A 12,650-nucleotide genomic window follows, 5' to 3' on the forward strand; every position below is an offset into this window, starting at 1 on the left:
ATGCGGCGCGCCGGGACGGAGCTTAGGGCCCCGTCCCGGAGGTGCACCATGACCCGTTATCGCTGCGTTCCGATCCCGACGGAGACCGCCGATCGCTTCCGTACCACCGGCCTTGACGACCGGGACAACCCGGTTCGTCGGGTCGTCGCGACGGCGGATGGCGGCTTTCCCTGCCGACACTGCCTGCAGCTCGGCCGGCCCGGCGAGACCATGCTGCTCGGATCCTACGATCTGCCCGAGCCGCGCGGGATCTACTGGACACCCAGTCCGATCTTCCTGCATGCGGACGAGTGTAAGCGCGCCGAGCCGGCCGACGGCCTCGCGCCGATCGTCCGCGCGAACACGCTGGTCTCGGTCCGTGCCTACGACGCGGACCATCTCTGCCTCTACGATCTCGGGCAGGTCTGTCCCGAGAGCGAGGCCGAGGTTCCGCTCCGCCGCGCCCTCGACGATCCGCGCACCCGCTTCGTCAACATCCACACGGCGCGGCCCGGGTGCCTCCTGTCCCGCGTAGAGCGCGTCGCCGATTGAGCGCGAGCCACCGAGCCGCCCAACGGGCCTTTGCGGGGCTCGGTCAGGCCGCGACGTGGATATGCTCCTGCGCGTTGATGAAGGCCGCTACGCCAGCGGCCGGGATCGGCCTGCTCAGCAGGTAGCCCTGGACCTCCGAGAACCCGCTCGCCCGCAGCCGGGCCAGCTGCTCCGGGGTCTCGACGCCCTCGGCCGTCGTCGTGATCTTCAGGCTGCGGCCGAGTTCAGCGACGACGTGGACGATCGCTGCCGCCTCGTCCTTCTCCAGGAGGTTCCGGACGAAGGACTGGTCCAGCTTGATCTTGTCGAATCGGAAGGTGTTCAGGGAGGAGAGAGACGAGTAACCGGTCCCGAAATCGTCCATCGAGAACCGCACGCCTAAGGAGCGCAGGCGGCTCAGCATCTCGAAGCTCGCCTGATCCTGGCTCAGGATCACCGACTCGGTGATCTCCAGCTCGAGACGGTGGCTCGGCAGCTCGGTCTTCAGCAGGACCTCCTCGACGAAACGGTCGAGATTGCCTTCGCGGAACTGGATCGGCGAGATGTTGACGGCGACCCGCAGGGAGCCGGGCCACGTCATGGCATCGGCGCAGGCCCGTTCGAGCACGTAGGCGCCGAGGGCGTCGATCAGCCCCGTCGCCTCGGCGACCGGGATGAACTCGCCGGGCGAGATCATCCCGCGTTCCGGGTGGTGCCACCGCGCGAGGGCCTCGAAGCTCGTCACCGCGTTCGTCGCCAGGTCGAACAGCGGCTGATAGTGCAGCTCGATCTGCGCGGTGCCGATCGCCAGCCGCAGCTCGCGTTCCAGCCAGCGCCGCTGGTTCTGACGCTCCTCCATCTCCTGCTCGAAGACGCGGACGCGCCGACCGCCGTCGGCCTTCGCGGCGTAGAGGGCGACGTCGGCGCGGCGCAGGAGATCGTCGCCGTCGGCATCCTCCGTGCCGGAGACGGCGATACCGAGACTCCCGTCGACGGACACGAACTGGCCGGCGAGGAAGAATGGCCGCCTGAGCTGGATCAGGATCTGCTCCGCCAGGGCGAGGACGCCGTCCGGCAGGTCTGCCTCGAAGAGGACCATCGCGAACTCGTCGCCGCCGAGGCGCGCCACCGTGCCGCCGGACGGGCACAGTCCGGTGAGGCGGCGGCCGACCTGTCGGAGGAGCTCGTCGCCGGCCGGATGTCCGAGGGTGTCGTTGATGCCCTTGAAGTCGTCGAGGTCGAGACAGATGACGGTCACCGCCCGGCCGCCGACCGCATGGTCCGCGAAGGCGGCGGCCAGACGGTCGGCCAGGAGCGCTCGATTCGAGAGGCCGGTCAGCGCGTCGTGGGTCGCGAGATGCGCGATCCGCGCCTGCGCGGTGACGCTCGCGGTGACGTCCTCGTGGGTCTCCACCCAGCCGCCATCGGCCATCGGCTCGACCGTGATCTCGATGCAGCGGCCGTCGGCCAGCGTCCGGGTGAGGGTCCGGCGGATCGGCCCGCTCTCCGCGGCCGACCAGTCCGTGAGACCAGCGAGCCGGTGAACCTCATCCTGTGTCGGGTCGAGATCCAGCACGCCCGGAGCGATCCCGTAGATCCGGCAGAACTGGGAATTGTAGACCTTGAGCCGGCCGTGGACGCCGAACATGCACAGGCCCTGGGACATGTTGTTCAGGGCGGCGTCGAAGCGCTCGTTCTGCTCCTGCAGCTGCCGCTCGCGCTCCGTCAGGACCGTGTTCTGCCGGAACACGTCGTCGCGCAGCTGATCGCGCTCCGAGAGGGAATGCTCGAGCACGACGACGGCCCGCGCGATATCGCCGACCTCGTCGGCACGGTCGATATCGGGCACGCTGACGTGCCAGTTGCCGCGCGCGACCTCGGAGACGGTCTGGGTGATGCGCACCAGGGGACGGGTGATCCGGCTCGACAGGAAGAGCATGACGACGGCGACGAGGCACAGCGTGAGACCGGCGACGACGCTGAGCGTCCGCAGCAGCGCGCGCGAGCTCTCCTCGCCGATGCCCACGACCTTGCCGGTGAGTTGCTGCAGCTCCCGCAGCGGCGCCGCGACGCAGAGGCGTATGTCGGGCGGCTGCGGGATGCAGCGCGCGACCTTCTCGGCGCCGAGCACGGCGTGCAGCTCAGCGCCCGACGCGGGTCCGAGCTGGGCGTTGGAGACCTCCGAGCCCGCCGAGGAGAGGAGGTTCTGGTCGGCGAGGATCAGGACGTCGCGGTTGCTGAGGGACGCGAACGCCGTCAGGGTCGGCTCGTGCGCGCGCAGGACCCGGTACCCGACGAGGCCGCCGATCACCTCGCCGAAATCGTCGAACAGCGGCTCGCCGAAGATGTCGGCGACCGTGCCGCTCTCGGTGGCGGCGAGCGCCCGCGCGAGCGCGTCGTCCCAGCGCAGCGACAGCACGAACCCGTCCGCGTGCTCCCGATCGTTGCGGGCGAGCACGGCCCGCAGGGACGCCGCGACGGGCGACGTCCGGAACGCCGCGTTGGCGGCGAGGAGGTCCGCCTCGACGCGGTCGGCGGTCAGGGCGCGGAGATTGAGGTCGAAGGCGATGGCGCCGTCGAGATCGGCGAGGGCGAGAGCCGGCCGCAGAAGCTCCGAGGCCGCCACCGTGTTGCCGGAGAAGACCGCCTTCGCGACGTCCCAGCGCTTGGACATGGTGGCGAAGCGCCGCTCGACGTCCTCGCGCTGCATCTGCAGCCGCGCCGCGGCGAGCTTGGCGTCGCTGAGCAGGCGGTCGGAGAGCTGGGCCTCGGACCAGGTCGAGACCTCCTGCGCCTGCTCGCGGAGCGTCTGGCCGGAGCGCAGAACCACGAGGAAAACCAACGCCGCCAGCGCGATCGCGGCCGTCGAGAGCGTGGCGCCGACGAGGCGCGCGCGCAGGGAACGCGAGAAGACGGTGCCCGTCACGGCCTGAGCGGGGCGCCGCCCCGCTCCGCCATGACCTGTCCCGCGCGGTCGGAGGTCGCGAAGGCGAGGAACGCCGACGCCGCGGCGTCGCGCGTGGCGGCCTTGTAGATCAGCGCGAGGGTCACGGCGCTCGGATAGGTCGGATCGCGCGGGGCCCGGCCGTCGATCGTCAGGACCGCGAGATCGCCCGCGAGCGCCGGCGAGTACGGTCCGAAGCCGATCGCGCCGGGCGTCTCCCGCACCGTGGCGATCGCGTCCTGGGTCGTGGTCGCGGTCTTCGAGCGGCTGGTCAGGACGAGGTCGCGCCAGCCCGGCATGGTGGCCCGCAGGACCGTGAGCGTGCTGTCCGTGTCCTCGCGCCGGACGACGCGGATCTTCAGATCGGGACCGCCGAGGGCGCTCCAATTGTCGACCGTGCCGGCGAAGATCGCGGCGGTCTGCGCGCTGGTCAGGTTGGTGACGCCGACGCCCTGATGGACGAAGATCGCCGAGGGGATGCGGGCGAGCGGCACCTCCACGAGTCCCTGGGCCTTCTCGGCCTCGGTCAGCGGGCGCGCGACCCGCCCGAGCCTCTGGCGCTCGCCGCCTACGGCCGCGACGGCGCCGCCGGAACCGATGCTCGGCGGCACCGACACGCGCGCGTCGCCGCTCTCGGCATTGTAGGCGGCCGCCACGGCCTGGAGCATCTCGATCCCGTCGCCCGTGCCGACGACCGCGAGGTCGTCCGCGCGCGCGGCGGCCGGCAGGGCCAGGAGGATGATTCCGCCCGCGATGATGCGCCGAAGAGACGTGAATAACAGTGCCATAACCCGAGAATGCGCCTCGAGTGTTTAACCCGAGGTCACCGGATACCGTACACCGAAGGTGTGGTTGACGATCTGCTAGGCGACAGGCTCCGTTTTAGCGGTCCGATGACCCGCGACGCGCTGGAGGAAGCGCTGCAGGAAGTTCGTGTCGGATGGCGGCCTCCCGTCGGCGCCGCGCGCGGCCGCGTAGAAGGGATCGGCGTAGCAGGTCGCCCCGGTCGCCGCGGCGAGGAACTGGACAGCCGCGACCATCTCGGGGGCGCCCGCCGCGAGGACGGTGTCGTCGCGCGTGAGCATCGGCATGTGGAGCGTGGGCCGCCCGGGCCGGGCATCCGGAGGCGGGTTGCCGCCACTGCAGGTCAGGACCGTCGTCGCCCCCCGCGCGCGCAGCCAGTCGAGCGCCGGGCGCATGTAGAGATTCTGCGGGTGCCGCGCGCCGGCCACGACGAGCAGGTCGCGCTCCGGCTCACGCATCCGGCTCGCGCGGGCGACCGCCCAGGCGGGCGCCCAGCCGACGCCCGATGAGACGATCACGAGACGGCCGCGCCCGAGCCGGTGGAAGGCGGTCCCGAACGGGCCCTCGACCTTCACCGCGGTTCCCGGTCCGATCCTGCCGCCGAGCAGCGGCGAGACCGCGCCGTCGGGCTGGCGGCGGATCTGGAAGATCAATTCGTTCAGTTCGCCCGAGCCGTCCGCGCGCAGGGTCGGGCTGTAGTCCCGCGCGGGCAGCCCGGCGAAGGAGACCCGGACATACTGGCCGGGCAGGTAGGTCAGCCGCTTGCGCAGCGCGACCGTCACCTCGACGATCTCGGCGGTGAGATCGACGACGCGGTCCACGGTGCCGGCCCGCCGGACGGCTTCCGGAACCTCGTCGAATTCGATGACCGCGTCGGTGGTCAGGCGAGCCCGGCAGGCCTGCACGGTCTCGCCGATGCGCGTCCCCGCATCGTCGACCGCGCCCGCATGGATCCGGACGCGGCAGGTGTCGCACTGCCCGGTGGCGCAGTCGTGCGGGATCGCCTGGCCGGCCGCCAGACCCGCGTCGAGCAGGGTCTGGCCGGCGCTGGCGCTGACCCGCCTTCCGTTGATGACGAGGGTGACGCGTTCGGCCACGGCGCGCTCCCGGCTCAGCGCAGAAAGACTTCGACCGGCCGCATGTGCCGCGTGTGCCGCGTTTGCGTGTGATCGAAGGCCGAGACATACAGGTAGAAGGTGTTTCCCGGCAGGAAATCGACGTCGTACTTGCTGCCGGTCGCGATCTTGCGCGCGGCGACGAGGGTCCAGTGGTCGTCGGCCCAGTCGGCGGCCGCCGAGATCCCGGCGCGGTCCCCTGTATAGCCGTCGGTCATGAGCACGCCCGGCATCACGGTGCCGACCGGGATCTCCGCGTCGGCGGCCGCCGAGTACGGCACCGTCTCGGTCTTCTCGACCATCCACCACGCCGAGCCCGGCGACGTGCTGGCATCGAAGTCCAGATCCACGGTGCCGAGCCTGGCCACCGTCGCCTGCCAGTCCTTGGGAAGCCGCAGCGGCTCGACCGCCCCCGCGTAGCCGCCCGGACCCTCGAACTTGAAGTTGTAGCGGTACGCGCTGGTGCCGGGATCGCCCCAGTAGCCGGCTTGGTAGCGGCCCTTCACGGCCCGCTCGGCGGCGGTGGGGTCGGTGGGCGGACCGATATGCATGTCCTCGACGACGCCGAGCATGCCGCCGCGGGCCGCCTTCCACTGCCACATGTCGATGTAGCTGCCGTCGGTGGTGTAGTGGTAGCCGCGGCCATTGAGCGGGGCGGGGGCGTCGGGCAGCGGCCGGGCGCCGAGATGGGTCGACCCGCCGCTGCCGAACGCGTCGGATCGCGAGAAGATCACCGCCAGCTTGTCCTCGTAGTAGGCGGTCACGTCCGCGCGCGCCGCGTCCGCGTCGAGGAGGTGCCAGCCGTCCGCCTTCTTGATCATCGGGACGCGCTTGAGCGAGCGCGACGGGTCCCACCAGCGGAAGGCGAAATACACGTTCGTCGCGTCGCGCACGGCGCGGATCTCGACGGTGGTCTCACCGGTCCCGCCGAAATTGGCCCCCTGCATCGTCCGGACCGAGACCGGGCGCGCGGTGCGCCAGACCGGGTCTTCGAGGAGCTTCGACAGGTCGGGCCCGGCCGACACCTTGTCGATCACCAGCGTGGAGCGGCCCTTCACGTCCGCGAAGGCGAGGCCGCCGACGACGGGGAGGCCGATGATGGCGGCGGCCAGGAGCGGTCGCCGCCGCCGCGCCGCATCGTCCGCCAGGGCCGCCGGACGGAACAACCGAAGGAGCTGCCACAGGCCGCCGTACATGAAGTGCGCGAGGGTATGGACCGCGATGTAGGCCAGGGCGACCAGCGCGCAGGTGGCGTGCAGCCAGACCACCCAGCCGCCATAGCCGAGGTAGAGCGCGACCCCGGTGCCTGTCAGGACGAGCGTGACGGCGTAGATCAGCCAGTGCAGCGCGACGTTGATGCCGCCCCACCGTGCCTTCCGGGCGGCCTTGCTTCGCCCGCTGACACGGAGGGCGCGGAGCCGCGACAGGCCGTTGCGATCCGTGAGACGCCCGCGCACGAGGTAGACCAGATAGGCGGTGACTCCGAAGAACAGGGTCAGGCCGGCCACGAAGTGGACGGTCCAGACTTCACCTTGCGGAAGCAGGGGCGCCAGGAACTTGGCGGTCCGCGCCACGGGCGCGTCGGCCGAGATGCGCAGGCCCGTGAGCAGGCTCGCCACCATAGCGATGGCGACCACCCAGTGAATCACGATGGTCCCGACATCGGAACGGGGATGCCGGTCGACCTGCGCGGCGGCTGTACTACGCCACCCGGGGGCGGTCTCGGCTCCGCCGGGCGGATGCGGCGCGAGGGTCAGCGGTTCCGACATTCGATCCTCCGCACCGTCGCCGCAAATTGGACGCGCTACGTTAGAACTTTGTAAATCATGATGCCGGCCGCGGGATATAGCCGAGCTTTGCAATCTATAACTCTTGATCGATATGCTTAACGGCGGTCTCGGCTCGGTCGGTCAGCCGGGAAGGCGGCTCCGCCCCGCCGCGGCGCAAACTGTTTCGGGTCGCGCGTCGACGAGAGGCGGACGCGGCCGACAGGGTACGGCCTCAGAGCGGCACCTCAGCCACCTGTCATGACAGAGCGCTCAGTCAAGAATGCTCGAAGACAGGGTCTCCTAGCGCCGGCACGGGATCTGTCGCCGGATCTCAGGGAGCAGGCCTGATAGGGCGGCAGATGCCTCTTCATCGCTGCTAGCGACATCCACGGCGCAGAACTCAAGGTCTCGGTCGGCGGAGTCCACGCGATGGACCGCGCCATCAACCAGCCTCGCTGAGCCGACGCGGCCGCGATCCGCAGCTCGCCTCACCCGCGCGCTCCCATTTCCGTGATCAATTCAGATACAAAAACAAATTTCAGGAAGTCAATTTCGGTTGAAAAACGCAATCGCAATTTATTTGTAAAATCAAATCTTGACAGATACGGTCAAGCTGCCGAGCGATAGAGCGGCCAATTCTCAAAAAATACTGCGACGTCGCACCGTGTCGGGACCCGTACACGTGCGTGAACGCGGATCATTGGGTTGACGCTGGCAGTGGCACGACCACGGCGTCGGATGCGGGGATATGATGACCAGAATCAAGGCGCTGTTACTGGGCTCCTCGGCCCTGATGATCCCGATCGGCGGTGCGTACGCTGCCGATCTCCCGACGTTTAAGGCTGCGCCGGTCGAGTTCGTACGCGTTTGCAACGCCTACGGCGCCGGCTTCTTCTACATCCCCGGGACCGATACCTGCATTCGTCTGTCCGGACGGGCGCGGTATGACTTTCTGTATCAGACCAGCAAGGTTCGCACGGGCGGCGGCGGCGACCTCACCGGCTATCTCGGCCTGATGCGTCTGAACCTCGATTCGCGGACCCAGACCGATTACGGAACCCTGCGCGCCTTCCTGCGCATCGATGTCGCCAACCGCAGCGGCCCGTTCCTGACCTCGGGATCCCGGCAGCGCGAGAGCTTGGCCATCGCGGGCCTCGGCGCCGACGCCTTCGGGCGCACGCAGACCTACGTCAACGCCGATAAGGCCTTCATTCAGTTCGCCGGGCTCACCGCGGGCCGCGCGTCCTCCTTCTTCGACTTCTACGCGCACGACTTCGAGCTGATCGGCGGCACGGCCGGCTCCGATACGTTCAGCACGAACCTGCTCGCCTATTCGGCGATCCTCGGGAACGGCATCACGCTGACCGCCTCGATGGAAGATCCGACCTACCGGCGCTTCCCGATCTTCGGCACAGGCTCGGCCGTCGGGGCCTTCACGGCCGGTGGCGGCTTCGCGGGCTACAGCAACGCCTTCAACCCGTTCACCCCCTCGACCTGGCTGGCGCCGATCGTCGTCGGTCCCGGCAATGTCGCCTTCGTCGACGTCACCCAGAAGAGCCGCATGCCGGACTTCGTCGGCGCGGCCCGCATCGACCAGGCCTGGGGCTCGGCGCAGCTCTCGGCCGCCGTCCACGAGATCAATGCCGGCGACGCCGGCAGCACGGTCGCGGGCATCACCACCGCCACGACCGGCCTGGGCATTTCGCCGACGGGACGCGCCTCGAACGCCTACGGCTGGGCGGTCCAGGGCGGCCTGAAGGTCAACCTGCCGTTCATCGCGACGGGCGACACGCTCTACCTCCAGGGCGCCTACGGGCAGGGTGCCATCGCCTATACGGGCATCTCCAACTACACGGCGCCGTACGACGCCCTCGGCGCGGCGCCGGTCGGCGGCGGCTCGTTCGCGCAATACTACGCGGACGCGGTGCTCAACCCCGCGACCGGCCGCCTCGAACTGTCGACCTCGTTCTCCGCTGTCGCCTCCCTGCTCCATTACTGGTCGCCCGCCTGGCGCTCGGCCTTCTTCGGCAGCTACGCGCAGATCGACTACAGCTCCAAGGGGCGCAACGCGCTGGGCCTCCTCGGCTTCGGCTTCGCCCCGGCCGGCGCCAGTGCGTCGAATGCCCTGGCCTTCGCCACGAGTCCCATCCTGCGGGGCAACAACCAGATGATCACCGGCGCCAGCCTGATCTGGACCCCCGTGAAGGATCTCGATATCGGCGTCGAGGGCGAGTACATCCGCACGGCGCTCAACAGCGGCGTCACGCCGGACATCTCGAAGAACGCGCTGCGCTACGTCAATTCGCAGGATGCGGCCCAATTCCGGTTCCGCGTGCAGCGGGATTTCTGAACCGATCCGACGCGCCTTCGCGGGCGCAACGTCCAGTCTCGAGCCCGGCCGCAAGGCCGGGCTTCTCTATTTGGAACGCCAAGTAAGTTATCTCGTAAATTGGGCCATATTCAACAAATAAAAGATCTTTTGCTTGCGATCGTCGCAAAATCATCTACAAGAGAGTCAGCTCTTCAGCGGCTTGCTTCGCCGCCGACCGAGCGGATGCTATGGTTTCAGAGCGGCTGGCCCGGGTACCAGGGCAGGGCCGGTCTGACCCAGAGCTTCAGACCCATACGACTTCGCCGACCGGGCAACCGGTCGGCTTTTTCGTGCTCGCTGCCGGCGCAAGCCGGGCAGGATTGTCCGTCAGGCCTGGGCGACACAAGCCCCGATCCCGGTGACCGGGATGTGGCCGACCTGAGGCCATCCTCCACGAGAAATTCAAAAATCGTTTCAAGATTGAAGCCCGTCCAAAGAGCGAAAGAATTATTCCGCAATAAAATATAGAGTTTAAATGGGTATTGCAGCATCTTACTACCACGTCGCCGGTGAGCGACAGTTTGTGTAACGGGAGATCATCATGAAGAACATCGTCCTCGCCTGCTCGATGGGCGCGATGCTGATCGCGGGACCTGCTCTCGCTCAGGACGGTGGCGCGACCATCGATCCCAGCCTCATCGTCCGGACCAACGGCAGCGGCCTCGACGCGTGGTCCGCCTGCGAGGGCAACGACAAGGCGGGCGGCATGTGGGAGGGAGCGACCGGCTACAGCGCCGCGATCCAGCGGCCCAGCGCGGTCGAGACCGTCCCGGCCAATCGCCAGTGGAGCCATCTCAACAGCCGCGAGCGCCGCCGCGGCCAGCCCGCCTACTGAGCGCCCACCCGGTTCGGCCCCGCGCCCGGCACGCCCCGCGATGCGGGACCGGCCGGGCGCGACGGCGTGACGACGGCGTCAGAGGGATGCGGCCGGCAGGAGGTCGATCGACGGGTGCCCCGCGACGCTGTGGGTCCAGCTGAGGGTCACGCGGCAGCCGCTCCCGTCGGAGGCGATGTCGAAGGTGGCGCTGTGCAGCCGCGCGATGGAATCGACCAGGCTCAGGCCGATCCCGAACCCGCTCTTGTCGGTCTTCAGCGCGCCGCGGCGGTACCGGGCGCGCACGGCGCTCAGCTCCTCCGCGGGGATGCCGCAGCCCGTATCGGTGACCTGGATCCCCGTCGGATTCCGGAGCAGCGCGACCGTCACCTGCCCGCCGGCCGGCGTGAACTTCAGGGCGTTGTCGATCAGGTTGCTCACCGCCTCGAAGATCAGGCTGCGGTCGCCCTCGATCGCGCACGGGCCGTCCGGCCGGTCCCAGAGAAGTCGGATGTCGCGCTCGATCGCCAGGGGCTCGTAGTACTCCACCGCATCCTCGAGCAGCCGGCCGAGATCGACCTGGGTGAAGCCAGATCGGCGCAGGCGGTCCTCCATCTCGGAGATGCGCAGCAGGGCCGAGAACCGGACGACGATGCTCTTGACCTCGGCCAGGACGTCCTCGTTGAAGGCGCGGAAGGCCGCGACGCTGTCGGCCTTGCGCAGCGACCGCTCCAGCGTGCCGACCACCCGGGTCAGCGGGGTGCGCAGGTCGTGGGCGATGTTCTCGTTGACGCCCTTGATCTCCAGCATCAGCCGCTCGAGCTGGTCGAGCATGTCGTTCACGACGCGCGTGAGGTGAGCGAGGTCGGCCGAGACGCCGCGCGTCGGCAGGCGCTCGCTCAGGTCGCCGCGCATGATGCGCTCGACCGCCTTGGTGATCGCATCGTTCTGCCGCAGCGAGCCGGCGCCGAACACGACGGCACCGATCAGGCCGATCACGATGGTGGCGGCCATGCCCCAGACAAAGGTCTCGACCAGCGCCTTCTCGAGGGACTGGAGATCCTGGGCCGAGCGGCTGACCAGCACGTACTCGCCGCTCGGAAGCTCGGTGAGCTGGCTGAAGAGCGTGCGGCTGCGGTGATCCAGCGGCTGCGCCAGGATGAACGGCTTCCCGATCGGCGCCCTGTCGGGGAAGGCGATCGGCGCGCCGGCCCGGCGAACGTGGTCGGGCCCGAACAGGACGAGCGGGCGGCCGCCCTCGGCGAAATCCTCGGACGCGTCGATCCGCTCGCGCAGCGCGCGCGGCGACAGGTTCAGGAGGTGCTTCGATTCCCACTCGACCCACTCGAACGCGGCCTTGCGGCCGTAGCTGCGCGTGTCGACGTAGAGGAAGCCCGAGAGCGCCAGCGAGGCGGTCCCGAAGGTCGCGAAGAACAGGCACGCGACGCGGAATCCGCTGGTGCGCCGGACCTCAAGAAGGCGCACGGAGGATGAAGCCCGTGTTGCGCACCGTGTGGATCCGCGGGTTCAGCCCGTCGGGATCGAGCTTCTTGCGGATCTTGCCGATGTGGACGTCAATGACGCTGGACTGGTGATTGAAGCTGTAGCCCCAGACGGATTCGAAGATCATCTTCCGGCTCACCAGCGTGCCGGCGTTCTGCATCAGGAACTCGATGATCGCGAATTCCTTGGGCAGGAGCTCAATTTCCCGGTTCCCGCAGTGGAGGACGCGCTCGATCAGGTCGAGGCGCAGGTCGCCGACGACGAGTTCGTTCACCGCCTCCGCGGCCATCTTGCGCCGCGCCAGCGCGTCGACGCGGGCGGTCAGCTCGATGAACTCGAATGGCTTGGCCAAGTAGTCGTCTCCGCCGGCGCGCAGCCCGTCGACACGCTCGTTGACGGCCGACAGGGCGCTGAGGATCAGGACTGGCGTCGAGACCTTCGCGGCGCGCAGCTCGGTCAGCAGCGACAGGCCGTCGATCTCCGGGAGCATCCGGTCGAGCACGATCACGTCAAAGTTACCGTCCAGGGCCTTGCGTAGTCCGATGCTGCCACTGGGGGCTTCGTCGACCTGAAATCCGTATTCCGCGAGGGCCGAACCGATCTCCGCGGCGACCCGCCGGTCGTCCTCGACTACCAATACGCTGGCCATTCGTTTTTCCTTCTTATTTTGTATTCGCCGGCCCTGTCTGGTCTCCTGCGGCTCGGAGGGAGAGGTGGAATTATCCTCTTCGGAGCCGGAGTCAAATGCGGTTCGGTCGCGGCGGCCGACCTGCGTCATCCCGCCGGCGAAGCTTACAAGGGAGCGAGGGATCTGGACCAT

Annotated in this window: 9 protein-coding genes; 3 read left to right on the forward strand and 6 right to left on the reverse strand. The window is 68.8% G+C overall.

The window, feature by feature from the left end; translation table 11 throughout:
• Positions 1 to 48 precede the first annotated feature (48 nt).
• Positions 49 to 531: a DUF1203 domain-containing protein gene (locus tag BM419_RS01220; protein ID WP_091924437.1), complete on the forward strand. Its 483-nt coding sequence runs from the start codon at positions 49 to 51 to the stop codon at positions 529 to 531.
• Between the two features lie 43 nt (positions 532 to 574).
• Here the strand turns inward: BM419_RS01220 and BM419_RS01225 are convergent, their stop codons facing one another.
• The 4 genes from BM419_RS01225 to BM419_RS01240 all read right to left on the reverse strand — a co-directional run bounded on the left by BM419_RS01225 (position 575) and on the right by BM419_RS01240 (position 7,142).
• The gene (locus tag BM419_RS01225) at positions 575 to 3,436 is read right to left on the reverse strand and encodes a putative bifunctional diguanylate cyclase/phosphodiesterase (protein WP_020091589.1); all 2,862 of its coding nucleotides are present in this window, start codon (positions 3,434 to 3,436) and stop codon (positions 575 to 577) included.
• Entirely contained in the window at positions 3,433 to 4,242 is an 810-nt protein-coding gene (locus BM419_RS01230; RefSeq protein ID WP_020091590.1) for a PstS family phosphate ABC transporter substrate-binding protein, read from the reverse strand. Before BM419_RS01230 ends, BM419_RS01225 begins: the two co-directional genes overlap by 4 nt.
• A 75-nt stretch (positions 4,243 to 4,317) precedes the next feature.
• Positions 4,318 to 5,355, reverse strand: a complete 1,038-nt coding sequence (locus BM419_RS01235; protein ID WP_020091591.1) for a 2Fe-2S iron-sulfur cluster-binding protein — start codon at positions 5,353 to 5,355, stop codon at positions 4,318 to 4,320.
• 14 nt (positions 5,356 to 5,369) lie between these two features.
• Positions 5,370 to 7,142 (reverse strand): ethylbenzene dehydrogenase-related protein, encoded by a 1,773-nt coding sequence (locus BM419_RS01240; RefSeq protein ID WP_020091592.1) that lies wholly within the window; start codon positions 7,140 to 7,142, stop codon positions 5,370 to 5,372.
• Positions 7,143 to 7,890: 748 nt separating this feature from the next.
• Between BM419_RS01240 and BM419_RS01245 the strand changes: the two genes are divergently transcribed.
• On the forward strand, positions 7,891 to 9,492 hold the full coding sequence (locus BM419_RS01245; protein WP_020091593.1) for a porin: 1,602 nt from the start codon (positions 7,891 to 7,893) through the stop codon (positions 9,490 to 9,492).
• Between the two features lie 562 nt (positions 9,493 to 10,054).
• Positions 10,055 to 10,348 (forward strand): hypothetical protein, encoded by a 294-nt coding sequence (locus BM419_RS01250; protein ID WP_091924441.1) that lies wholly within the window; start codon positions 10,055 to 10,057, stop codon positions 10,346 to 10,348.
• 78 nt (positions 10,349 to 10,426) lie between these two features.
• Here BM419_RS01250 and BM419_RS01255 read toward each other — a convergent pair whose 3' ends face one another.
• Both BM419_RS01255 and BM419_RS01260 read right to left on the reverse strand, forming a co-directional pair.
• On the reverse strand, positions 10,427 to 11,812 hold the full coding sequence (locus BM419_RS01255; protein ID WP_020091595.1) for a sensor histidine kinase: 1,386 nt from the start codon (positions 11,810 to 11,812) through the stop codon (positions 10,427 to 10,429).
• Positions 11,799 to 12,650, reverse strand: coding sequence for a response regulator transcription factor (locus BM419_RS01260; protein WP_307188506.1), 852 nt, complete (start codon positions 12,648 to 12,650; stop codon positions 11,799 to 11,801). The genes BM419_RS01255 and BM419_RS01260 overlap by 14 nt, the downstream gene beginning before the upstream one ends.

It is taken from the genome of Methylobacterium sp. yr668, from assembly GCF_900116245.1.
Lineage (GTDB): Bacteria > Pseudomonadota > Alphaproteobacteria > Rhizobiales > Beijerinckiaceae > Methylobacterium.

What these genes read in the sequence shown, in the direction of transcription:
- BM419_RS01245 (WP_020091593.1), top strand. Translation starts at nt 7,891, where the DNA reads ATGATGACCAGAATCAAGGCGCTGTTACTGGGCTCCTCGGCCCTGATG.
- BM419_RS01230 (WP_020091590.1), bottom strand. Translation starts at nt 4,242, where the DNA reads ATGGCACTGTTATTCACGTCTCTTCGGCGCATCATCGCGGGCGGAATC.
- BM419_RS01220 (WP_091924437.1), top strand. Translation starts at nt 49, where the DNA reads ATGACCCGTTATCGCTGCGTTCCGATCCCGACGGAGACCGCCGATCGC.
- BM419_RS01240 (WP_020091592.1), bottom strand. Translation starts at nt 7,142, where the DNA reads ATGTCGGAACCGCTGACCCTCGCGCCGCATCCGCCCGGCGGAGCCGAG.
- BM419_RS01260 (WP_307188506.1), bottom strand. Translation starts at nt 12,650, where the DNA reads ATGGTCCAGATCCCTCGCTCCCTTGTAAGCTTCGCCGGCGGGATGACG.
- BM419_RS01250 (WP_091924441.1), top strand. Translation starts at nt 10,055, where the DNA reads ATGAAGAACATCGTCCTCGCCTGCTCGATGGGCGCGATGCTGATCGCG.